At 65.1% G+C, this 22,852-nt stretch carries 23 protein-coding genes; 12 read left to right on the top strand and 11 right to left on the bottom strand.

Going from position 1 to position 22,852, the window contains the following annotated elements; translation table 11 throughout:
• Positions 1-120 precede the first annotated feature (120 nt).
• From EN786_RS16810 to EN786_RS16800, 3 genes are read right to left on the bottom strand one after another with little or no spacing between them, the layout of a single operon-like run.
• Positions 121-1,002 (bottom strand): MurR/RpiR family transcriptional regulator, encoded by an 882-nt coding sequence (locus EN786_RS16810; protein ID WP_127310239.1) that lies wholly within the window; start codon positions 1,000-1,002, stop codon positions 121-123.
• A 30-nt stretch (positions 1,003-1,032) separates the two neighbouring features.
• Complete coding sequence (gene ugpC / locus EN786_RS16805; protein ID WP_127310238.1) at positions 1,033-2,100, bottom strand: sn-glycerol-3-phosphate ABC transporter ATP-binding protein UgpC; 1,068 nt, start codon at positions 2,098-2,100, stop codon at positions 1,033-1,035.
• 2 nt (positions 2,101-2,102) lie between these two features.
• A complete protein-coding gene (locus EN786_RS16800; protein WP_127285758.1) occupies positions 2,103-2,873 on the bottom strand; it encodes an SDR family oxidoreductase in 771 nt (256 codons plus the stop codon).
• 178 nt (positions 2,874-3,051) lie between these two features.
• Between EN786_RS16800 and EN786_RS16795 the strand changes: the two genes are divergently transcribed.
• From EN786_RS16795 to EN786_RS16775, 4 genes are all read left to right on the top strand, one after another.
• Positions 3,052-4,287: a sugar ABC transporter substrate-binding protein gene (locus EN786_RS16795; protein WP_135908676.1), complete on the top strand. Its 1,236-nt coding sequence runs from the start codon at positions 3,052-3,054 to the stop codon at positions 4,285-4,287.
• A gap of 398 nt (positions 4,288-4,685) precedes the next feature.
• Entirely contained in the window at positions 4,686-5,555 is an 870-nt protein-coding gene (locus tag EN786_RS16785) for a sugar ABC transporter permease (RefSeq protein WP_127310237.1), read from the top strand.
• Complete coding sequence (locus EN786_RS16780) at positions 5,552-6,379, top strand: carbohydrate ABC transporter permease (RefSeq protein WP_127310236.1); 828 nt, start codon at positions 5,552-5,554, stop codon at positions 6,377-6,379. Before EN786_RS16785 ends, EN786_RS16780 begins: the two co-directional genes overlap by 4 nt.
• An 81-nt stretch (positions 6,380-6,460) precedes the next feature.
• Positions 6,461-7,933: a M81 family metallopeptidase gene (locus tag EN786_RS16775; protein ID WP_127310235.1), complete on the top strand. Its 1,473-nt coding sequence runs from the start codon at positions 6,461-6,463 to the stop codon at positions 7,931-7,933.
• Positions 7,934-8,092: 159 nt separating this feature from the next.
• On the opposite strand, the gene EN786_RS16770 is transcribed toward EN786_RS16775, so the two are convergent.
• The 6 genes from EN786_RS16770 to EN786_RS16745 all read right to left on the bottom strand — a co-directional run bounded on the left by EN786_RS16770 (position 8,093) and on the right by EN786_RS16745 (position 13,354).
• Entirely contained in the window at positions 8,093-10,141 is a 2,049-nt protein-coding gene (locus tag EN786_RS16770) for a M3 family metallopeptidase (protein ID WP_127310234.1), read from the bottom strand.
• A 90-nt stretch (positions 10,142-10,231) separates the two neighbouring features.
• Positions 10,232-10,645, bottom strand: coding sequence for a nuclear transport factor 2 family protein (locus EN786_RS16765; RefSeq protein ID WP_189340482.1), 414 nt, complete (start codon positions 10,643-10,645; stop codon positions 10,232-10,234).
• Between the two features lie 8 nt (positions 10,646-10,653).
• Positions 10,654-11,298 (bottom strand): carbonic anhydrase, encoded by a 645-nt coding sequence (locus tag EN786_RS16760; RefSeq protein ID WP_127310232.1) that lies wholly within the window; start codon positions 11,296-11,298, stop codon positions 10,654-10,656.
• 140 nt (positions 11,299-11,438) lie between these two features.
• Positions 11,439-12,209 carry a DUF429 domain-containing protein gene (locus tag EN786_RS16755; RefSeq protein WP_135908673.1) on the bottom strand — a complete coding sequence of 257 codons (771 nt, stop codon included), beginning with the start codon at positions 12,207-12,209 and terminating at the stop codon, positions 11,439-11,441.
• Positions 12,206-13,090 carry a pyridoxal kinase PdxY gene (pdxY, locus tag EN786_RS16750; RefSeq protein WP_127309626.1) on the bottom strand — a complete coding sequence of 295 codons (885 nt, stop codon included), beginning with the start codon at positions 13,088-13,090 and terminating at the stop codon, positions 12,206-12,208. The genes EN786_RS16755 and pdxY overlap by 4 nt, the downstream gene beginning before the upstream one ends.
• 12 nt (positions 13,091-13,102) lie before the next feature.
• A complete protein-coding gene (locus tag EN786_RS16745) occupies positions 13,103-13,354 on the bottom strand; it encodes a hypothetical protein (protein WP_127309625.1) in 252 nt (83 codons plus the stop codon).
• A gap of 165 nt (positions 13,355-13,519) precedes the next feature.
• On the opposite strand from EN786_RS16745, the gene EN786_RS16740 reads away from it, so the two are divergent.
• The 6 genes from EN786_RS16740 (at position 13,520) to ppa (ending at position 18,077) form a co-directional block, all read left to right on the top strand.
• A complete protein-coding gene (locus tag EN786_RS16740; protein WP_127286603.1) occupies positions 13,520-14,152 on the top strand; it encodes a LemA family protein in 633 nt (210 codons plus the stop codon).
• Positions 14,153-14,350: 198 nt separating this feature from the next.
• On the top strand, positions 14,351-15,154 hold the full coding sequence (locus tag EN786_RS16735) for a YgcG family protein (RefSeq protein ID WP_189340359.1): 804 nt from the start codon (positions 14,351-14,353) through the stop codon (positions 15,152-15,154).
• A 4-nt stretch (positions 15,155-15,158) separates the two neighbouring features.
• Complete coding sequence (locus EN786_RS16730) at positions 15,159-16,046, top strand: YgcG family protein (protein ID WP_127309623.1); 888 nt, start codon at positions 15,159-15,161, stop codon at positions 16,044-16,046.
• 5 nt (positions 16,047-16,051) lie between these two features.
• A complete protein-coding gene (locus tag EN786_RS16725; RefSeq protein ID WP_127309622.1) occupies positions 16,052-16,690 on the top strand; it encodes a TPM domain-containing protein in 639 nt (212 codons plus the stop codon).
• A 243-nt stretch (positions 16,691-16,933) separates the two neighbouring features.
• Positions 16,934-17,440, top strand: coding sequence for a GNAT family N-acetyltransferase (locus EN786_RS16715; protein ID WP_127286598.1), 507 nt, complete (start codon positions 16,934-16,936; stop codon positions 17,438-17,440).
• A gap of 103 nt (positions 17,441-17,543) precedes the next feature.
• Positions 17,544-18,077 carry an inorganic diphosphatase gene (gene ppa / locus EN786_RS16710; protein ID WP_127286597.1) on the top strand — a complete coding sequence of 178 codons (534 nt, stop codon included), beginning with the start codon at positions 17,544-17,546 and terminating at the stop codon, positions 18,075-18,077.
• Positions 18,078-18,347: 270 nt separating this feature from the next.
• Here ppa and EN786_RS16700 read toward each other — a convergent pair whose 3' ends face one another.
• The gene (locus EN786_RS16700; protein ID WP_127309619.1) at positions 18,348-18,938 is read right to left on the bottom strand and encodes a hypothetical protein; all 591 of its coding nucleotides are present in this window, start codon (positions 18,936-18,938) and stop codon (positions 18,348-18,350) included.
• Between the two features lie 42 nt (positions 18,939-18,980).
• Positions 18,981-19,589, bottom strand: coding sequence for a TetR/AcrR family transcriptional regulator (locus EN786_RS16695; protein ID WP_127309618.1), 609 nt, complete (start codon positions 19,587-19,589; stop codon positions 18,981-18,983).
• Positions 19,590-19,666: 77 nt separating this feature from the next.
• Here EN786_RS16695 and EN786_RS16690 point away from each other — a divergent pair, with 77 nt between their 5' ends.
• Together EN786_RS16690 and EN786_RS16685 are read left to right on the top strand one after the other, a co-directional pair.
• Entirely contained in the window at positions 19,667-20,950 is a 1,284-nt protein-coding gene (locus tag EN786_RS16690) for an MFS transporter (protein ID WP_127309617.1), read from the top strand.
• A 257-nt stretch (positions 20,951-21,207) separates the two neighbouring features.
• Positions 21,208-22,782, top strand: a complete 1,575-nt coding sequence (locus EN786_RS16685; RefSeq protein WP_127309616.1) for an alkaline phosphatase — start codon at positions 21,208-21,210, stop codon at positions 22,780-22,782.
• The last annotated feature ends 70 nt before the right edge of the window (positions 22,783-22,852 follow it).

Here is a 22,852-nt window from a genome sequence, read left to right as displayed (position 1 = left end):
CCCCGTTTACGGGGAGAAGGTGCCGGCAGGCGGATGAGGGCGGCGCGACGATTCCAGGATTGGCTCGGTTCTCACCGAATGTCCCCATTCGGCATCCCGTGACCATGGAAAGATGACCCCTCAATCCCCCAGCGGCAGGCGGGGATCGTCGACCTTCAGCGTGTTCACGCTCTGCTTGATGCGGCGCAGGTTCTCCAGCACCTTCGGGCCGCGTGTCTCGGCGACCGAGGTCACGATCATGTCGACGATGGCGAGCAGCGCATAGCGCGACGAGGTCGGCTTGTAGATGTTGCCGTCCTCGAACGACTGCAGATGGATGACCGTGTCGGCGGCCTTGGCGAGCGCGGAGTCCGGGGCGGTGACGGCGACCGTTGTGGCGCCATATTGCTGGGCGACCTGCACCGCTTCGATGACCGATCGCGCATAGCCCGACACCGAAAAGGCGACAAGTGTGGTCTCGGGCGTGGCGACGGCGGCATACATGCGCTGCAACTGTCCGTCGATCTGCGCCAGCACCGGCAGGCCCAGCCGGAACAGCCGGTTCTGCATTTCGGTCGCCATCATCGAGGAGATGCCGCCGGAGCCGATGCACAAGACGTTGCCCGAGGTTGCAATGCGCGCGGCGACGCCGACCAGCGTCGTCATGTCGAGACTCTCGCTGGCGCGCTGGATGGCCGATATCGCCGCCTCGGTGATGGCGGATGCGATGCGCTGCTCGCGGGCGTCGCGGCTCAGCGGCTCCGGCGACAGGTACTGGCCGCCGATGGCGATCGCCTGCGCCAGGTAGAACTTGAAATCACGCAGGCCCTCGCAGCCGAGATTGCGGCAGAAGCGGGTGACGGTCGGCTCGCTGACGCCGACACGCGCCGCGATCTCCGAGATCGCCGCCTTGGAGGCGAAGTCGAGGTCGGACAGAACGAGGCCGGCCAGCCGACGGTCCGACTTGGTGCCGTCCTGCGACATCAGTTGCAGCCGCGTGATGATGTCGGCAGGCGTCTTCATGTTCGGGGCTTCGTCTTCATCGGGGTGACTTCATAGCGGCAGGCCCGTCGCCTTGTCGAACAGATGGATGTTGCGCGGCTCGACCGTGACCGGCAGGCGGTCGCCCGGCCGCACCTGCACCCGGTCGCGGAACACCGCGCGCACCGTGTCGCCGCCGACCGAGCCGTAGACATGGGTTTCCGAGCCGGTCGGCTCGACGACGTCGACATCGATGGCGATCGCTTCGCCGGCGCCGCCGATGACGAAATGCTCGGGGCGGATGCCGGCCTCGACCGCATCGCCGGCGGGCGCCGCCTTGCCGGCAAGCGCCAGGCGGCCGCCGCCGCTCGTCTCGAACCAGGCATCGGTCGCGGTCGATTTCAATGCTCCGGACACGAAGCTCATCGATGGCGAGCCGATGAAGCCGGCGACGAATTTGTTGGCCGGCCTGTCATAGAGCTCCAGCGGCGGCCCGACCTGCTGGATGCGGCCGTGATCCATCACCACGATGCGGTCGGCCATGGTCATGGCCTCGATCTGGTCGTGGGTGACATAGACGATGGTCGATTTCAGCCGCTGGTGCAGCGCCTTGATCTCGGTGCGCATCTGCACGCGCAATTGCGCGTCGAGGTTGGACAGAGGCTCGTCGAACAGGAACACCGAAGGTTCGCGCACGATGGCGCGGCCCATGGCGACGCGCTGGCGCTGGCCGCCCGACAATTGCCTCGGGTAGCGGTCGAGATAGGAGAACAGGTTGAGCACGCCCGAGGCCTTCTTCACCTTGTCGTCGACGGCAGCGCGCGTCTCGCCACGGATCTTCGGGCCGAAGCCGATATTGTCGGCGGCCTTCAGGTGCGGAAACAGCGCGTAGGATTGGAACACCATGGCGATGTTGCGCTTCTGCGGCGGCAGGTCGTTGGCTCTTAGGCCGCCGATCATGAGATCGCCCGAGCTGATCGTCTCCAGCCCGGCCAGCATGCGCAGCAGGGTCGACTTGCCGCAGCCGGAAGGCCCGACCAGCACGACGAACTCGCCGCTTTCGATCTCGAGGTCGATGTTCTCGAGGATCTGGTGGTGGCCGAACGATTTCGACAGGTTGCGGAACTGGACGTCGGTCATGGTCACGCTCCCAAAATGTCGTCAATGAACGGCAGGCAGCCGGCGGTCAGCCCCGCATCCACCGGCATCACCACGCCTGTTACGCCCGATGCTCGGTCGGAGGCAAGGAAGGCCACCGCCTCCGCCACTTCCAATGCGTTGACGATGCGGCCGAGCGGGTAGAGCCGCTTCAGTTTGGCGAGGATTTCGGGGTCTTTGGCCAGGCGATGATCCCAGGCGGCGGTGCGGATCGATCCTGGGCAGACGACATTGGCGCGCACGCCGCTGCGGCCGAGCTCGACGGCGACCGACTTGGCGTAGGCGTTGATGCCGGCCTTGGCGGCGGCGTAGGCCGGGTTGCCGAAATGCGCGATGGCGTTGACCGAGGAGATGAAGACGACGCTGCCCGCGCCGCGCTTGGCCATAGCCTTGATGAGCGGGTCGGCGAAAGTCATCACGCCGGTCAGGTTGAGGTCGAGCTCACACTCGATCCTGTCCGCCGTCAGCGCGCCAAGCGTTTCGGCGCGCGTCCAGCCGGCATTGTTGATGAGGATGTCGGGAACGCCGTCGCGATCGAGGATTTCGGCGATGGCTGTTTCGACCGACGCGCGGTCGAGCAGGTCGAAGGCATGGCGCGAGGCAAGATGCGGGCTGGCCAGCGCCTCGTTCGACTGGTCGCAGCCGACGACGCGGGCGCCGCGTTCGGCAAGCAGCGCCACGATCGCCGACCCCAGGCCGCCGCCGGCCCCCGTGACCACGGCCGTCCTGCCCTCGAATTCGGCCTTTGAAACCACCGCGCTCGCTCCTCCACCATGTCAGACATACGGCAGAAGGCTACTGAACGATATGTAATTAAGCAACATGAAAAATTGCTTGCAGAAGGCAAAATGATGGATAATGTAGGAAAGTCACATAAATCCTGTGCCCCTTGGAGTGCAGGCGCAGATGCGCATCAAATGGGAGAGAGATCAGATGAGCCTTGCGAAATGGACTGTCGGCCTGATGGCCGGAATGAGCATGCTGGCCTTTGCGGCGCCGGCCGACGCTGGCGAGGTGCGCGTCACCGTTGCCGAATACAGCGCCAAGACCGGCCCCTATTTCCAGGACGTCAAGAAGGAATTCGAAGCGGCCAACCCGGGCATCACCGTCAAGTTCGAAGTGGTGCCGTGGGAGGTGCTCTTGCAGAAGCTGACCACCGACATCACCGCCGGCACCAATGCCGACCTGTCGATCATCGGCACGCGCTGGCTGATCGACTTCGTGCAGCAGGATGTCGCCGAGCCGCTCGACGGCTACCTCACGCCCGAGTTCAAGGACCGCTTCATCGACACGTTCCTGTCGCCGTCGATCATGGAGGGCAAGACCTACGGCCTGCCGATCGCCGCCTCGGCGCGCGCCATGTACTACAACAAGGAACTGTTCGAGAAGGCCGGCATCGCCAAGCCGCCGGCCACCTGGACCGAGCTGCAGGAAGATGCCCGCAAGATCAAGGCGCTGGGCTCCGGCACTTTCGGCTTCGGCCTGCAGGGCAAGGAGATCGAGACCGACGTCTACTATTATTACGCGATGTGGTCGCAGGGCACCGAAATCCTCAACAAGGACGGCACGTCGGGCCTCGGCACGCAAGGCGCGCTCGATGCCGCCAAGCTCTACAAGTCGATGATCGACGAGGGCCTGACCGAGCCCGGCGTCACCTCCAACAACCGCGAGGACGTGCAGAATCTGTTCAAGCAGGGCAAGGTCGGCATGATGATCACCGCGCCCTTCCTGTCCAACCAGATCAAGGAAGAAGCGCCGAACCTGAAATACGGCGTCGCCGCCATCCCGGCCGGACCGACCGGCGCGCGCGGCACCTATGGCGTCACCGATAGCATCATCATGTTCAAGAACTCGAAGAACAAGGACGAGGCCTGGAAGCTGCTCGACTTCCTGTTCACCAAGGAGCAGCGCGCCAAGTTCACGCAAGGCGAAGGCTTCCTGCCGGTGAACAAGGAGGAGGCGAAGATGGACTACTACGTCAACAATGCCGACCTTGCCGCCTTCACCGCGCTGTTGCCCGACGCCCGCTTCGCGCCGGTCATTCCCGGCTGGGAGGAGATCGCCCAGATCACCTCCGATGCCATGCAGAAGATCTATCTCGGCAGCGCCGAGCCGGAGGCTGCCTTGAAGGAGGCGGCGGAGAAGGCCAATGGCGTGCTGAAGAAATAGGGCGTTCACTCCCGACGCCCGTGGCGCGCCCCACCCCGTCGGGGCGCGCCACACCTTCCTTCCTCTCCCTCCGGAGGGGGAGAGGTGGCTCGGCGAAGCCGAGACGGAGTGGGGGAACCACCTCGCGACTGTCGCGAACGGACAAGCTCGCCTCGCCTTGTGGCCAAGGGTCGACCCCCACTCCGTCGAGCTTCGCTCGACACCTCTCCCCCGATCGACGGGGGAGAGGAAGGGCGATCTTCCGCAGCCGCTGCGGAGGACCGGCAGGTAGGTGAGAGCAGCGTCGACGCTTGCAAGGAATCCTTGAAACGGCGCCGCGAGAGGAGCGAGGCGGGACTATGTCGATCTGTTAAGGCCAGAAATCCAATCACCACCCGCAAAGCGGTACAAACCAGCCGATGCAAAATCGTTTCCTGCCCTACCTCCTGACCTTGCCCAGCCTGTTTCTGGCGGCCGTCGTCATCTTCTGGCCGGTCTGGGACCTGATCCAGATCTCGACGCATGACGTCAGCCGCTTCGGCCAGTTGCGCGACTTCAGCGGCCTGACCAATTTCTCGGCGCTGTTTGCCGATCCCGATTTCATGGCCGCGCTCTGGCGCACCGGGCTGTGGACGGTGCTGGTGGTCGGCGGCGCGTTGTTGCTGTCGATCCCGGTGGCGATGATCCTCAACACCGATTTCTACGGCCGCGGCCTCGCCCGGGTCATCATCATGCTGCCCTGGGCGGTGTCGCTGACGATGACGGCGGTGGTCTGGCGCTGGGCGCTCAACGGCGAAAGCGGCATGCTGAATTCGGCGCTGATGGGGCTCGGCCTGATCAGCCAGAACATCCAGTGGCTGGCAAGCGCCGAGACCGCTTTCCCGATGCAGGTGCTGATCGGCATATTGGTGACGGTGCCGTTCACCACGACCATCTTCCTCGGCGGCCTGTCGTCGATCCCGGACGACCTCTACGAGGCGGCGGCGCTCGAGGGCGCCACGCCGCTGCAGCTGTTCCGCGAGATCACCTTTCCGCTCTTAAAACCGTTCATCAACATCGCCATCGTGCTCAACACCATCTACGTCTTCAACTCGTTCCCGATCATCTGGGTGATGACGCAGGGCGGGCCGGCGAACTCCACCGACATCCTGGTCACGCACCTCTACAAGCTCGCTTTCCGCATCGGCAAACTGGGCGAGGCTTCCGCGGTGTCGCTGGTGATGTTCGCCATCCTGCTCGTCTTCACCATGATTTATGTGCGGCTCGCGATGCGGGAGCAGCGCGCATGAGCAACGGCAAGCTGAAGCGCACGATCATCGCCTGGCTGCTGTTGTCGCCGCTGATCGTGGTGACGATCTTCCCGTTCGCGGTGATGCTGCTTACCGCGGTCAAGCCGCGGGCCGAAGTGCTGTCGCCGACCTGGTGGCCGAGCGAATTCCACTGGTCGAATTTTGCCGACATGTGGGTGGCGACCGGCTTCGGCCAGGCGCTCGTCAACTCGCTCTATGTGTCGGTGATCGCCACCGTCGGCGCCATCCTGATCTCGGTGCCCGCGGCCTACGCCATGTCGCGCTTCCGCTTTGCCGGCTACGGCGCCTTCCGCCAGTTCCTTTTGACCTCGCAGATGATCTCGCCGATCGTGCTGGTGCTCGGGCTGTTCAGGCTAATGGCGGCCTGGGGGCTGGTCGAATCGACGACGGCGCTGGGCTTCATCTACATGGCCTTCAACGTCGCCTTCACCGTGTGGATGCTGCAGAGCTATTTCGACACCATCCCGCGCGACCTCGAGGAGGCCGCCTGGATGGAAGGCGCCGGCCGCTGGCTGACCTTGCGAAAAGTGTTCCTGCCGCTTTGCCTGCCGGCGATCGCGGTGACGGCGATCTTCACCTTCATCAACGCCTGGAACGAATTCGTCGTCGCGCTCACCATGCTGCGCAGCCAGGAAAGCTACACGCTGCCGATCCAGGTCTTTTCGCTGGTCGCCGGCCGCTACACGATCGAATGGCACCATGTCATGGCCGCAACGCTGCTCGCCACCTTGCCGGTGGCGATCCTGTTCATCTGGCTGCAGCGCTACCTGGTCCGGGGCCTGGCGCTCGGGGCTGTCAAATAGCAATCCAGCAATTCCAGGAAAAGTGTGCAGCGGTTTTCCGTCCGGAATTGCGAAAAACAAAAAGTTCATCACGGAGCTTTCATGCGTATCTTCACCGCTTCGCTGGCGACGGAAACCAACACCTTCTCGCCGGTGCCGACCGACCGGGCTTCGTTCGAGATGGCCTTTTATGCCGGACCGGGCAAGCATCCGGAAACGCCGACGCTGTGCTCCTCGCCGATCGTGGCGCTGCGCCGGCGCGCCGCTGAGGAAGGGCTGACCGTCATCGAAGGCACCGCCACCTGGGCCGAGCCCGGCGGTCTGGTCCAGCGGCAGACTTTCGAGGCGCTGCGTGACGAGATCCTCGACCAGCTCAAGGCGGCGCTGCCGGTCGATGCCGTCATCCTCGGCCTGCATGGCGCGATGGTGGCGCAAGGCTATGACGATTGCGAGGGCGACCTGCTCGAACGCGTGCGCGCCATCGTCGGGCCGAAGGTGGTGATCGCCTGCGAATTCGACCCGCACAGCCATCTGACGCCGAAGCGCGTGGCGGCGTCCGACATCATAGCCTATTTCCTCGAATTCCCGCACACCGATTTCTACGAGCGCGGCGAGCATGTCGTCGAGCTCGGTCTTGCCGCGGCGCGCGGCGAGATCAAGCCGGTCATCTCGACCTTCGACTGCCGCATGATCCAGGTGCTGCCGACCAGCCGCGAGCCGATGCGCTCCTTCGTCGACCGCATCAAGGCGCTGCACGGCAAGGACGGCGTGCTGTCGGTCTCGGTTATCCATGGCTTCATGGCCGCCGACGTGCCCGAGATGGGCACGCGCATCCTGGTCGTCACCGACAACGACAAGGAAAAGGGCGATGCGCTGGCGGAAAGCTTGGGGCGCGAGCTTTACGCCATGCGCGAAAAGACGGCGATGACGATGCTGAACACGGCCGACGGCATCGAGCGCGCGCTTGCCGTGCGCAAGGAAAGTCCGAACAAACCGGTGGTCATCGCCGACATCTGGGACAATCCTGGCGGCGGCGTTGCCGGCGACGGCACCGTCGTGCTGCGCGAGTTGCTCGTGCGCGGCATCAGCAATGTCGGCATGGCGACTATCTGGGATCCAATCGCGGTGACGTTCTGTCATGCGGCAGGCGAGGGCGCCGTCATCGATCTGCGCTTCGGCGGCAAGGCCGGGCCACTGGCAGGCGAGCCGATCGATGCGCGCGTCAAGGTGCTCAAGGCGGTCGGCGAAGGCTGGCAGAGTTTCGGGCCAAGCCGGGTGACGCTTGGGTCGGCCGCGGTGGTCCGCATCGAAGGCACCGAGGTCGATGTCATCCTCAACACCAACCGCACACAGACCTTCGAACCGGACATTTTCTCCAACATCGGCATCGATCCGCTGTCGAAGGACATCCTGCTGATCAAATCGACCAACCATTTCTATGCCGGCTTCGCGCCGATCGCCGCCGAGATCATCTATGTCTCGGCACCGAGTTCCTATCCGAGCAATCCGGCGGTGACGGATTACAGAAAGCTGACGCGGCCGGTTTGGCCGAGGGTGAAGGACCCGTGGCTCTAATCTCCCCCCTTGAGGGGGAGATGTCGCCAAAGGCGACAGAGGGGGTCCTCGCGCGTGAAGCGCTAGCCTCCATCTGCCGCAGGAGGTCGCGTCCAGTCGAACCGACCCCCTCTGGCCGCTTTGCGGCCATCTCCCCCTCGAGGGGGGAGATTATCTGCGCTACACCAACCCGCGCTTCACCATCATCGCCTCCGGCGACGGCATTTTGCCGCGAAACGCGGTGTAGAGCTCTTCCGGATCCTTGGAGCCGCCGGCGGCGTAGATGTTTTGCTTGAGCCGCTCGGCCAGCGCCGGGTTGAAGGGATCGCCTGTCTCCTCGAAGGCGGCGAAGGCGTCGGCGTCGAGAACCTCCGACCACATGTAGGAGTAGTAGCCGGCCGAATAGCCGTCGCCGGCGAAGACATGGCCGAAATGCGGGGTGCGGTGGCGCATCGCGATGGTGTCGGGCATGTCCAGCCTGTCGAGCGTTTCGGCCTCGAAACGAAGCGGCTCGGATGGCGCGTCCGGGCCTGCGTGATAGGCCATGTCGATCAGCGCCGAGGCCGTGAACTCGACCGTGGCAAAGCCGGCGCCGAACGTGCGGGCGGCCAGCATCTTGTCGAGCAGGTCCTTCGGCATCGGCTTGCCGGTCTTGACATGCAGCGCGTGCTTTTCCAGCACCGCCGGCACCGTCAGCCAGTGCTCGTAGAGCTGCGAGGGCAGTTCGACGAAGTCGCGGCTCACCGACGTGCCGGAAACCGAGGGCCAGGTGACCTCGGTCAGCATGCCGTGCAGCGCATGGCCGAATTCGTGGAACAGGGTCTTCGCCTCATCCACCGACAGCAGGGCGGCCTCGCCGGCCGGCGGCTTGGCGAAGTTCATGATGTTGTAGATGACCGGCTGCGAGCCGTGGCCGAGCGTGTAGCCGGATTTCAGCGCGCTCATCCAGGCGCCGGAGCGTTTTGAGGGCCGGGCGAAATAGTCAGCGAGGAACAGGCCGCGCTCGCTGCCGTCGGCATTCTTCACCACGAAGACTCGCGCATCCGGATGCCAGGCGGCGATGTCGTGCTTCTCCTCGAAGCTGATGCCGAACAGCCGCGTCGCGACATCGAAACAGGCCTCGATGATGCGGTCGAGCTGCAGATAAGGCTTCAGCTCCGCCTCGTCGAAGGCGAATTTTTCGGCGCGCAGCTTCTCCTGGTAGAAGCGCCAGTCCCAGGCGGCGAATTTTTCGTTGCTGCCGGCCTCTGCCGCCAGCCGCTCCAATTCCTTCTGGTCGCTCGCCGCCTTCTCCAGCGCCTTCTCCCAGACCGGGTCGAGCAGCGCGTGCACCGCCTTCGGCGTCTTGGCCATCGTGTCGTCGAGCTTCAGCGCCGCGAAGGAGCCGTAGCCGAGCAATTTTGCCTTCTCGGCGCGCAGATTCAGCATGTCGCGAACAACCGACGTGTTGTCGGAGGCGCCGCCGTTCTGGCCGCGCATGGTGAAGGCGCGGAAGGCGATCTCGCGCAGGTCGCGGCGCTCCGAGAAGGTCGAGAACGGCTCGTATATCGAGCGCGACAGCGTCACGGCATAGCGACCCTTCTGGCCGCGCATCTCGGCGGCTTGCGCCATGGCGCTTTTCAGGAAATCCGGCAGGCCGGAAAGATCGGATTCGTCGAGAAACAGAGCCCAGTCGCGCTCGTCGGCCAGCACGTTCTGGCCGAAACTGGTGCCGAGCGAGGACAGCTCCTCGTTGATCCTGGCCAGCCGTTTCTTGCCGTCGGCGTCGAGCCTGGCGCCCGAGCGGACAAAACCCTTCCAGGTCTTTTCCAGCACGCGCAGCGTCTCGGCGTCGAGCTTCAAGACCTCGCGGCGCTGGTAGAGATCGTCGATGCGGGCGAACAGCTTTTCGTTCATCGAGATCGCCGAGAAATGCCGCGACATTTTCGGCGAGATATCGCGCTCCAGCGCCTGGATGTCCTCATTGGTGTGGGCGCCGGCCCGGCACCAGAAGATCGATGAGACATGGTCGAGCGGCTCGCCGGCGAGTTCCAGGGCGGCCAGCGTGTTCTCGATGGTCGGCGTTTCGCTGTTGCCGGCGATCGCGTCGATCTCGGCCTCATGCGCCTTCAGCGCCGCGTCGAAGACCGGGCCGAAATCGCCGTCGCCGATGCGCGCAAAATCCGGCAGGTCGAGCGGCCCTTGCCATTTGGTCAGCGGATGGGCGGCGAGATCGACGGCTGATGACATGGAAGAGCTTTCGATTGGTGGCAATGGGAGGCGAGACCGATGTAGGGCGCGGGCCTGTCGCGCGCAACCTTGCAACCGGATCGGGATTGGTCAGTAAGTTTCGCAGCTCTCGGCGATCGCAGCCTGCGAGCTGGCGGTGATGCGATTGCCGGCGACGGAGAAGGTCTCGCGCATCAGCATGTCATTGCTGGGGAAGTCGTAGCAGGCGATCACCGTGGTGACACCGGCTTCCGACTTCTCGATGCGATGACGGATCGTGGCGCCGGCGACGGCGCCCTGCCAATCGTCGATCGAGGCGATGAACTCCTGCTTGGTCTGCACGACGCCGAGGTCGTCGAGCTTGATGTGCACGTCGTCGGCGAGCAAATCCGACAGCTCCGTTCGGTCGGCGACGAGCAGCGCCGAATACCAGCGATCGATCAGCGCGCCGTCATCGGCGCGGGCGGCGAGCGCCGAAAAGAGCAGCGCGGCGGCTATCGCGGGTCCCCGGAAAACGATCCGCATCGCCGGCCTCATCGCAGATCCGGCCGCTCGAAATCGCCGGTCTCCTTGTTCATCACCCAAAGTTCGCCGGTCGAGATGTCGAACCAGGCGCCATGCAGCGACAATCTGCCCTTGCCTTCGAGGATGGAAACGCAGGGGAAGGTGCGGAGGTTGGCGATCGAATAGCGGATCGAGATGCGCTCCAGGGCGGTCTGGCGCTCGGTCGCCGTCATGAAGGTGCTGGACGAGACGGTCTCGGCGGCGGGCGCGATCAGGCTCATCCACTTGCCGATGAAGTCGCCGGGCGAGAGCGGCGCCGAGTTGGGGTCGAGGGCGGCACGGATGCCGCCGCAGCGGCCATGGCCCATCACCACGATGTTCTTGACCTTAAGGCTTTGCACGGCGAATTCGAGCGCGGCCGAGGTCGAATGGAACTCGCCGTCCGGCGCGTAGGGCGGCACCAGATTGCCGACATTGCGCAGCACGAACAACTCGCCCGGTCCGGCGTCGAAGATCGCCTCCGGGGCGGAGCGGGAGTCGCAGCAGGCGACGATCATCGTCTCGGGCGCCTGGCCTTCGCGCGCCAGCGAGCGGTAGCGCCCGCTTTCGGCGAGGTAGCGGCCGTTCATGAAATTGCGATAGCCGTTGAGGAGATGCTCAGGAAGATGGGGCATGGGCGGCTAAAGCCTTTCCGGGGGGCTGGAGGCAGCTGCACAGTTCAATCCGGAAGCCCTCTAACGGCAAAAGCCGGTCGCGAGCAATGCCGAATTGCGGATGGCTCCGTCGCAATCGCGATGCGGCGGGCATGGCCGGGTCATGCCCAGATGGCTACTGGAATGCCGAAACGGTCGGTCAGCGGCGGGTCCGGATGCGGTCTTGCCTCGCCGCTGGCGATGCGGCCGGCGATCAGCATCATCGCTGCTGCGTCGAGGAAATCGTCGGCGGCGGCACCTTTGGGCGGCGGCTGGTCGAGGAAGCTCTTTTCATAGCCATGCCGGCATAGCAGCGCCTTGCGCTCCTCCATGCCGGCGGGGTTGATCGCGCCCTTGACCTTTTTCGGCAGCGCCATGGCTTTGCCGCCGTTCAGCCGGCAGAAGGCGACCTCGGGATGCGATTCGAAGACGCGGCCGCGCAGGTCCGGCCGCGCGATCAGCAGGGAATCGATCTCGCGGATCTTGGAAAATATGCCGAAGGCCTGGATCGACACGCCACGCGGCGGATCCGAACTCGCCTTGGCGACCTCGCTGGAGCGGCGATGCGCTTCATACCAGGCCTCGACCGTGGTGAAGTCATCGATCTCGGCATAGAGCGCCGCGCGCGAGGGGATCGAGAACACGCTGGATTGCCGACCGCCGAGAAGTGGCCGCACCAGCGCTTCCGGCCCGCGCCCGCCTTTTTGCGAAGAGTCCGGCAGGCCGATCGGCATGTCGACGGCGATCGTGGCGCTGGCGGGCAATGCGGCAAGCAAAGCGGCAAAGCCTGGAAAGACGGAGACCGAAGGGGCGGCATCCGGATGACGATGGACGGCGATCCAGCCGGCCTTGCAGCCGTCGACGCCGACCAGCATCCGGCCGTCGGTGGTCACGCCCGCTTGTCCCGCCCCGGATGCAGGAGGTGGCGCAACTGCACCATCGCCATCGGGTGCGACAGGCTCTGCGCGTCGGTCTCGAGCTGCAGCTCGTCGCCACCGCGCTTGGCGGTGCGCGCCAGGATCTCATAGACGGCGGCCGTGGTCGACTGCAGCGCCTTGATCGGCAACTGGCCGGAGAGGATGCGCGCCAGATAGACGGCCGCCGTCAGGTCGCCCAGCCCATTCGGCGGCTTGTCGATGATGCGATGCTCGGCAAGCAGCGCCTGCCTGGAATCGAGCAGCAGGTTGCCGGTGCCGCCGGCCATCATCGACGGCGCCGAGGTCACCAGCATGGTGGAGGGGCCGGCGTGAAGGGCGGCCGCCACCACCGATTTCAGGTCTGGAAGCGGCGCGCCGGCCATCCATTCCAGCTCGTAGCGGTTGGGCGTGGCGACGTCGGCGATCGGCATCAGCCGGTCGCGCAAGGCGATGGCCGTGGGTTCCGGCACGTAGAGCCCGCCGGAATCGCCCATCACCGGATCGCAGATATAGACGGCGTTGGGCGTCCTTTCCTTGACGGCGGCGACCAGCGAGGCGACAGCTTCGGCCTGGCCGGCCTCGCCGAGATAGCCGGACAGCACCGCGCCGACCTCGCCCAGCCAGGGCGCGCGCTCGAGATCGGCCATCAGCGCCTTGAACTGGTCGAGCGGCGGCACGATGCGGGTCGCCCGGCCGTGGCCCGGATGCCAGGGCAGGACGACGGTCGGCACCGCCCAGACCGGGAAGCCGAGCGTCTCCAGCGCGAAGACGGCGGCGCGGTTGCCGACCGAGCCGCGGGCGACATGGCTGGAGATGACGATGACCGCGCGCGGCGCGCCGGCTTTTTCAGCGTTCATGGATTTTCAGTCCTAACCGCCACGCGTGGCGAAATACACCAGCCAGGCGAGCAGGCCGATGGCGATGAGAAGCCCCAGCACCCGGCCGATGCGGGTGCCCCAATAGTCGATCGGATCCGAACGGTCGGCGTCCGCGGCGTTGACATGGTCGCGTGCGTCCTTGGCGGTCCGGGTGATGAACGAGGTGCCGCCCGGGCTGGTCTCCCGTTCCACGCGCTCGAGAATGCGGCGCGATTCGGTGTCGCTGTCCTGGCGCTTGGCCATGGCAATGTCCTGTTTTGCCGGGACCTTAGCCTGTTCGCCCGGCCATTCACAGGGCCTGCCTGCAAGGCAGCGGGATCGCAGCGGAAGCTTTGCGGCCGAGGTCATTTTCTTGCGGGCGGATTGTGGTAATGCTTCGGGTGCAACTTCCGACGAGGGACCCAGATCATGTTTGCCCAGCGCCTCTCCTCCCCCTTCCGTCATCTGCCGGCCCTGCTGGTGATGGCCGTCGTGCTGCCGCTGCTCGCCGGCTGCGGCTACAACACCATCCCGACGGCGGAGGAGAACGCCAAGGCGGCCTGGAGCGAGGTGCTGAACCAGTACCAGCGTCGCGCCGACCTGATCCCCAACCTGGTGGAGACGGTGAAGGGTTACGCCGCGCATGAGAAGGATACGCTCGACGCGGTGGTCGAGGCGCGCGCCAAGGCGACGCAAATCACGGTGACGCCGGAAACGCTGAAGGATCCCGAAGCCCTCAAGAAGTTCCAGGATGCCCAGGCCGGGCTGACCAGCGCGCTGTCGCGGCTGATAGCGGTGTCGGAAGCCTATCCCGATCTCAAGGCCAACCAGAATTTCCTCGCCCTGCAGGCGCAGCTCGAAGGCACCGAGAACCGCATCGCGGTGGCGCGTCGCGACTACATCCAGGCGGTCAAGGACTACAATCTGACACTCAGGACCTTCCCGTCGGTGCTGTGGGCGACCTTCTGGTTCCGCAGCAACGAGCCCTTCGCCAACTTCACCGTCGACGAAGACAAGATGCAGCCGCCGAAGGTCGATTTCGGCACCAAGCAGGGCGGTTGAACGGCGAATTGGTTGCCGAGCTTACCAGCCTTGCGTTCCTTCGCGCCCCCCTCTGTCCTGCCGGACATCTCCCCCACAAGGGGGGAGATCAGCCGTCATCTGCGCTTTCGCCAATCTCGGACGTTTGAAGCTGTGGGCCGACGGGGAAGCTGCCAATCTCCCCCCTTGCGGGGGAGATGGCCGGCAGGCCAGAGGGGGGTGGGACGGAGTGCGAGCGTTGGTGTCCTTCTCGCCCTTCTGGTCCTCCTCCTCCCGCTCACCGCCTTCGCCGCCGATCTCATCGCTCTCACCGGCCGCGTCGTCGACAATGCCGGCATCATCGACGCCGCGACCAAGGCCGCGCTGACGCAAAAGCTGGCCGATTTCGAGCAGAAGGGCTCCGACCAGATCGTCGTCGCGACCATTCCCAGCCTCGACGGCGAGGAGATCGAGCCTTACGCCAACCGGCTGTTCCGCTTCTGGAAGCTCGGCCAGGCGAAGGAGAACAATGGCGTGCTTCTGCTGGTGGCGCCGAACGACCGCAGGATGCGCATCGAGGTCGGCTATGGGCTGGAAGGCACGCTGACCGACCTGCACACCAAGCTGATCATCGAGAACGACATGGTGCCTGCCTTCCGCGCCGGCGATTTCTCGGGCGGCATCAGCAAGGCCGTCAACGACATGATCATGGTGCTGGAGGGTAATCCGGAAGAGCTGGAGGCGCGCGGCAAGCGCAACGAGCAGGCGCCGTTCAATCCCGACGATCTGTTCTTCTCGATCTTCATCGCCGTCTGGATCACCATCCTCGTTTTAAGCCTTGCCAGCTCCATCCTGCCGCCGATCTTCGGCCAGAGGATCGGCCCCGGCCGCTATCGCTGGCTCGGCATGACCTTCGAGCCCGGCAAGCGCTCGTCCGGCGGCGGCGGCTGGTCCTCGGGAAGTTCCAGCGGGTCCTCGAGCGGCGGCGGCTTTTCCGGCGGCGGCGGTTCGTCCGGCGGCGGCGGCTCCTCGGGAAGCTGGTGAGGCGATGAGCGGCCGCGCCCTGCCAGGATTCCCATGCCGCACCGCGGGCGCCTTGCTGGTCGCCGTGGCGTTTCTTTTCTCTCCTCTAGCTGCCCATGCCGCCGAACTGCCGGCGCTCACCGGCCGTGTCGTCGACAATGCCGGCCTGATCGATGCCGCGACCAAGGCCGCGCTGACGCAGAAGCTGGCCGATTTCGAGACAAAAGGCTCCGACCAGATCGTCGTCGCGACCATCCCCAGCCTCGGTGGCGAGGAGATCGAGCCCTACGCCAACCGGCTGTTCCGCTTCTGGAAGCTCGGTCAGGCCAAGGAAAACAACGGCGTGCTTCTCTTGGTGGCGAAGAACGACCGCAAGATGCGCATCGAGGTCGGCTACGGGCTCGAAGGCACGCTGACGGACCTGCACACCAAGCTGATCATCGAGAACGACATGGTGCCGGCCTTCCGCGCCGGCGATTTCTCCGGCGGCATCAGCAAAGCCGTCGACGACATGATCATGGTGCTGGCGGGCAATCCGGAGGAGCTCGAGGCGCGCGGCAAGCGCAATCCGGCCAATGACAGCCCGGTAGATCCCATCCTCATGCTGTTCATCATCCTATGGGCGACGATATTTCTCGGTGGCCTGGCGATGGCGTTCCTGCCGCCGATCTTCGGCACGCAACTGTCGCCGGGCGTGTATCGATGGCTGGGCATGACCTTTCGCTATGGTCGCGGCGCGCGGACTTCAAGCCGTGGCTGGACGACCAGCGGCGGCAGCGGCTGGTCGACGGGCAGTTCCGACAGCGGCTGGTCGTCCGGGAGTTCAGGCGGGAGCTGGTCGTCCGGTTCGAGCGGCGGATTCTCGGGCGGCGGCGGCTCGTCCGGCGGCGGCGGGTCTTCAGGGAGCTGGTGAGAAAGATGGCAACACGACCGATCAGCCCGCAGGATCATGAGCGCATCGCCGGGGCGATCCGCGCCGCCGAGACGAGGACCGACGGCGAGATCTACTGCGTGGTGGCGCATGCCAGCGACGGCTATTTCTTTCCCGCCGCCTTCATGGTGACGCTCGGCACGCTCATCGTCAGCCTTGCCGTCGCCTATGGGCTGGAGGCCTGGTGGCTGTCGATCCGCCTGCCGCATTTCGTTTTCGCCGAGCTGCTGGCGCTGGCCTCGGCGCTGCTGCTTTTGTGGGCGCTGCCGGGATTGCGCATCCATTTCGTGCCGCACCACCTGCGCTACCAGGCGGCGCACCTCAACGCGGTCAAGCAGTTCCTTGCCCGCAACGTCCATCGCACCGCGGCGCGTACCGGCGTGCTGATCTTCGTCTCGATCGCCGAGCGTTACGCCGAGGTGGTTGCCGATGCCGGCATCAACAGCAAGGTCGGCCAGAATGTCTGGGACGGCGTGGTCCGCGGCCTTACCGCGCACGCCGGCGACGACCGGCTCGCCGACGGGTTCATCAAGGCCGTCGAATCGGTGGGCGCGGTGCTGGCCGAACATTTCCCTGTCACAGCGGGCGATGCCAACGAGCTCGACGATCATCTCGTCGAGATCTGAGAGCCTGCCTGTAAACGCTGCTCTGCCGGACGCCTGACGCGGTTTTCTGCGCTTCCGATGCTCACGGACCAGAAAGTCCGCTGCGCTTCGATTCTCGAAAACCACGCCACCCGCCTTCGGCAGAGCGCGTTTCCAGCCAGGCTCTGCCCTCCTCGTCGGCGTATCATCCGCCTGTGCGAAAGGATGGGAGTGGCTGGCCGGACTCTTTGCAATCGGGCGATGCGGGTTTATGGTTAAGCAATCATGAACACGCTGATCATCGATATCAGGAAAGCCGAGCCGCGCGATGCCGGCGCGATCGCCGACGTGCACCAGGAGGCCTGGCGCGGCGCCTATTCAGGCATTATCCCGCATCGCACGCTGACCTCGATGATCAACCGCCGCGGCCCCGACTGGTGGGCGAATGCGATTCGCCGTGCCGCCACCGTGCTGGTGGTCGAGATCGGCGGCACGATCGCCGGCTACGCCACGATCGGCAAGAACCGCGCCCGCGAGCTCAGGCAGCAGGGCGAAATCTATGAGCTTTACCTGCGCCCGGAATACCAGGGGATCGGGCTCGGCAGCCGGCTGTTCAGGGCGGCGCGCGCGCGGCTCGCCGATCACGGGCTGAAAGGTATGGTCGTGTGGGCGCTCGAGGACAACCAGAACGCGCTTGCCTTCTATGCCGGCGCCGGCGGCCGCGACATCGCTGAAGGCGTCGAGATCTTCGAGCAAAAGGCGCTGAAGAAGGTCGCCTTCGTCTGGGAATGAATGCCGCGTTCCGGCGTCGTTATTGTCCCCGCACGATTCGCCGCATTGCACCATGACGCTTCCGCCGCTATCGGTCTGACAAATCGAGAGAGGGATTTGAGCCATGCGCATCGAAGCGATTGCCACCGGGAAGAACCCGCCGGAAGACGTCAACGTCATCATCGAGGTGCCGATCGGCGGCGAGCCGATCAAATACGAGATGGACAAGGAGGCCGGCACGCTGTTCGTCGACCGCTTCCTGCACACCTCCATGCGCTATCCCGGCAATTACGGCTTCGTGCCGCACACGCTGTCGGGCGACGGCGATCCGATCGACGTGCTGGTCTGCAACACGCGCGCTCTGGTGCCGGGCTGCGTCATCAACGTGCGGCCGATCGGCGTGCTGATCATGGAAGACAATGCCGGCCAGGACGAGAAGGTGATCGCGGTGCCGTCGCCCAAGCTGACGCTGCGCTACGAGAACGTCACCGAATACACGCACCTGCCCGAGATCACGCGTGATCAGGTGCAGCACTTCTTCGAGCACTACAAGGATCTCGAGCCCGGCAAGTGGGTCAAGATCGAGGGCTGGCACGATTCCAAATACGCCAAGAAGATGATCGTCGACGCGATCGAACGGGCGAAGGCGGCGAAGTAGGATATGCTGGGGATGTGCGCAAACCGCTAAGCGTCGGCGCCGCCCCTCATCCGCCTGCCGGCACCTTCTCCCCGTATAGTGACGGGGAGAAGGGAGATTGCCGCAGCCTCGACGTTCGTTTGGCGGCGTTGTCGATTGGCGAAATCATCGATCAGAGCACCTTTCTCCCGGTCACTATACGGGGAGAAATGCCCGGCAGGGCAATGGGCGGCAGCGCCTATCTGCGATGGAACGGCCCTCCTCATGCGGTCGTCCCCGAGACGTAATAAGTCAGTTATCCACGCGGCCAAAGTCAGGCGGGTTGCCGATCAGCACGCGCTTGTCCTTGCCGCAGGCGAAGCCTTTCGCCTTCTCGTCGGCGAGCTTGCGCGCCTGGTCGTTGGCCTGCGGATTGCCGGTGGCCAGCACCAGGCCGATCGTGCAGCCCTGCTGGGTGTCCGGCTGGGCGACCTTGGCGACGACCAGGACCTGGATCGGCTTGTCCTCGCCGTCGGGCTTGCTGACCTCGCGGCGGTGGATGACGGCGAATGGAATGGCGACGTCGCCATTGGTCTCGATGCGCCATTCGACCTTGAGCCCGGCCGTGTTGAGACCGGAGAAGCTTTCCCAGACCGAGGTCATGTCGCTCGACGGGAACCCATAGAACAGCGATTCGCGGGCGTCGTCGTAGCCGATCAGCACCGGATAGCCGCGATAGCCTGAGCAGGCGAGGCTCGCCCAATCGCCCTCGCCCTCGGCAGCCTGCGCATAGGTCACGCAGTCCTTCTCCCAGTCGAGATCGGTGTAGGCGCTGGATATGTCGCCGGCATGGGCCCCCTGGCAGAGACCGGCAAGGACAAGCGGGATCAGAACAGCGCGCATGGCGGACAACTCCGGTGAGGTGCCGCAGCGTACCGCCAATCGCTATTTCTTCAAGCTCGCCTCGATCAGCAAGTCGGCGTTGCGGGCGACCGACGCCGCCGGTCCGCCGCGGCCGAACAGCTGGCCGCTGATATAGGCGCCCTCGATCAGCAGCAGCAGGCCGTCGCCCAGCGTGTCGGCATCGGCGGCGCCCATCGCGCTCGCCATGGCGCGCAGGCGGCGGCGCAGTTCCTGCTTGTTGGCCTCGCTGACCACGCGTGCCGGATGGCTATGGTCGGGATATTCCACCGCCGCATTGGTCATGCCGCAGCCGCGATAGTCGGGCTTTTGCGTGCGTTTGCCGACGCGGGTCAGGAAAGCCACGATCTGCGCGCGCGGGTCGCCCGGATGCGCAGCCACCGCCTCGTCGAAGCGTTCCCAGAATTCGAGGTCGTATTTGCGCAGATAGGAGGCGGCGAGCTCGTCCTTCGAGGGAAAGCTGCGGTAGAGGCTGGGCTTGGTGACGCCGGCGCGCTTGACGATCTCGTCGACGCCGATCGCGCGGATGCCCTCGCGATAGAACAGGTCGCGCGCCACGTCGAGGATCTTGTCGGCCGCCTTCGGGGCGTGAGCCGTGCTGATGGACGCTTCAATTTTTTTGTCCGGTGGCATGCAACGACTCGCTTGACAATGTTACTGACCGGTACGTATTCATAGCGCCATCCAATTGCAACGTACCGGTCAGTAACATGATAGCTCAGTCTCGTCCGTTTGGCCAGCGCTACGCTTTCGTCGTGGTCGGCGTCATCTTTCTCTGCCTGCTGATCGCGGCCGGGCTTCGCTCGGCGCCGTCGGTCATGATGCTGCCGCTGGAGGAGAGCTTCGGCTGGCGGCGCGACGTCGTCTCGCTGGCGGCCGCGATCGGCATCTTCCTCTATGGCCTGACCGGGCCGTTCGCCGCCGCGCTGATGGAGCGGATCGGGCTGCGCCGCACGGTGCTTATCTCACTGCTGGTGATGTCGGGCTCGACGGCGCTCAGCCTGCTGATGACCAAGCCGTGGCATCTGCTGATCACCTGGGGCGTGTTCTCCGGCATCGGCTCGGGCGCGGTCGCCACCGTGCTCGGCGCCACCATCGTCAATCGCTGGTTCAAGACCAATCGCGGCCTGGTGATGGGCCTGATGTCGGCTTCGAGCGCCACCGGCCTGCTTGTCTTCCTGCCGTTGCTCGCCTCGCTGGCGCAGGCGGGTGGCTGGAAGCCGGTCGCCATCGCCATCGCGATCGCCACCGCGGCGCTGGTGCCGGTGGTGTGGCTGCTGGTGCCGGAGCGTCCAGCCTCGATCGGCCAGGTGCGCTATGGCGCCGAGCCGAACGACGTGCCGCCGGTGTCGCCGGCCTCGCAGGGCAATTTCCTGGCGCATACGCTCGGCACGTTGCGCCGCGCCGCCGGCACGCGGGTGTTCTGGTACCTGTTCGCCACCTTCTTCGTCTGCGGCTTCACCACCAACGGGCTGGTCGGCACGCATCTCATCGCCTTCTGCGGCGACATGGGCATCGGCGAGGTGCAGGCGGCCGGCCTGTTGTCGATGATGGGCATCTTCGACCTGATCGGCACGACGCTGTCCGGCTGGCTCACCGACCGTTTCGACCCGCGCAAGCTGCTCGGCGTCTACTATGCCGTCCGCGGCCTGTCGCTGATCTACTTGCCCTATTCCGGCTTCTCGGCGGTCAGCCTGATCATCTTTGCCGTGCTCTACGGGCTCGACTGGATCGCCACCGTGCCGCCGACCCTGAGGCTCGCCAACGAGGCCTTCGGCGACCGCAGCGGCCCGATCGTCTTCGGCTGGATCGTCGCCGGCCACCAGGTGGGTGCTGCGGCCGCCGCCGCCTTCGGCGGTACGATGCGCGAGCTGCAGGGCAATTACGAGCTGGCCTTCATGATCGCCGGCATGACAGCAATCGCGGCGGCCTGTATCTCGCTCTTGATCAACACGAGCAGGCCGGCGTTCGAGCCGGAGCCGCAGGCGGCGTAGGGCGCGACTTTTCCTTCTCCCTTGTGGGAGAAGGTGTCGGCGAAGGCGACGGATGAGGGGTGCTCCAGGGAACGCCACCGTCTCACTCAGTCGCGCACCCCTCATCCGTTTCGGCGCTGCGCGCCGATCCACCTTCTCCCACAAGGGAAGAAGGGAAGGCCTGTTCATTGTTATCAAAACTTCATGGTTCCGAGATGCGCCTGAAACATTGAGGCGGGAGCTTGGGGGCGACGTTAAACGCCATCCAGGAGACAGCCATGAACAAGATCTCGATGACCCGCCGCGCCTTCGTCACCTCGGCGAGCGCATTCGGCCTGGTCGGCGCCTCGGGCCTCGCGCTGCCCTATTATTCGCGCGCCAGCCAGCGGCCTGCCTTCACCCATGGCGTCCAGTCCGGCGACGTCGACGCCTCAAGCGGCATGGTGTGGACGCGCACGGACCGTCCGGCGCGCGTGATGTTCGAAGTGTCGTCGACGGAGAGCTTCGCCAACGCCACCAGGCTCGCGCCGCTCGATACGTCGCCGGCCAGCGACTACACGGTGAAGCGGCTGCTCACCGATCTCGCCGCCGACCAGGACATCTTCTATCGCATGACCGCGGCCGACCTCGCCGACATCAACGCCGTTTCCGAGCCGATCGTCGGCCGCTTCCGCACCGCGCCGGCCTCCAAGCGCGACATCCGCTTCGCCTGGTCGGGCGATACCGCCGGCCAGGGCTGGGGCATCGACGAGACCGGCATGAAGACCTACGCCACCATCGGCAAGCACACGCCGGATTTCTTCTTGCATTCCGGCGACACGATCTATGCCGATGGCGTGATGAAGGACGAGGTCGACCTGCCCGGCGGCGGCAAGTGGAAGAACGCCGTGCTGATCGACGAGAAGCGCAAGGTGGCGCAGACGCTCGACGAATATCGGGCGCAGTGGAAATACAACATGATGGACAGGAATGTGCTCGCCCTCTCCGCCATCTGCCCGACCTTCTACCAGTGGGACGACCACGAGGTGGTCAACAACTGGTCGGATTCCAAGGATCTCGGCAGCGACGACCGCTACTCGGAGAAATCCATCCATGTGCTGGCGGCACGCGCGGCGCGCGCCTTCCACGAGATGACGACGATCCGCTACGAGCCGGCCGAGCCCGGCCGCGTCTATCGCAAAATAGCCTATGGGCCGCTGCTCGACGTGTTCTTCCTCGACATGCGCTCCTATCGCGGCCCGAACGGCCCGGACATGCAGGACACGATGACGCCGGAATCGCGCATGCTGGGCGAGCAGCAGACCAAATGGCTGAAGCGGGAACTCGCGAATTCCAGGGCGACCTGGAAGATCATTGCCGCCGACATGCCGCTTGGGCTGGTGGTGTGGAACGACGGCACCAAGAAGGTGGGCGGCGAGGCCGTCAGCAATGGCGACAACGGCCTGCCCAGGGGACGCGAGCTCGAGATCGCCGACCTGCTGCGCTACATCAAGAACGCCGGCATCAGCAACACGGTGTGGCTGACCGCCGACGTCCACTACACGGCCGCGCATTACTACAATCCCGAAAAGGCGCAGTTCCAGGATTTCAATCCGTTCTGGGAATTCGTCTCCGGCCCGATCCATGCCGGCACGTTCGGTCCCAACGATTTCGACATGACCTTCGGCCCGGAGCTGAAGTTCATCAAGGCGCCGACCGCCGAGCAGGGCCAGAACCTGCCGCCGTCGGCCGGCCTGCAGTTCTTCGGCCTGGTCGACATTTCAGGCGCTACCGAACAGCTGACGGTGCGGCTGATGGATCGCGACGACAACGAGCTCTACAAGGTGACGCTCGACCCGGTGCGCTCGGCTTAGGAGACTGTTGGAAATCCGGCGGCCATCTCCTGGCGGTTTCTGACTCGCCGGAGCGAATTTCGAAACAGTC

Origin of the sequence: Mesorhizobium sp. M4B.F.Ca.ET.143.01.1.1 (genome assembly GCF_004792275.1) — a bacterium.
Taxonomy (GTDB): Bacteria; Pseudomonadota; Alphaproteobacteria; order Rhizobiales; family Rhizobiaceae; genus Mesorhizobium; species Mesorhizobium abyssinicae.
The sequence above is the reverse complement of the archived record's forward strand: the minus strand, read 5'-3'. Positions and strand labels throughout refer to the sequence as shown.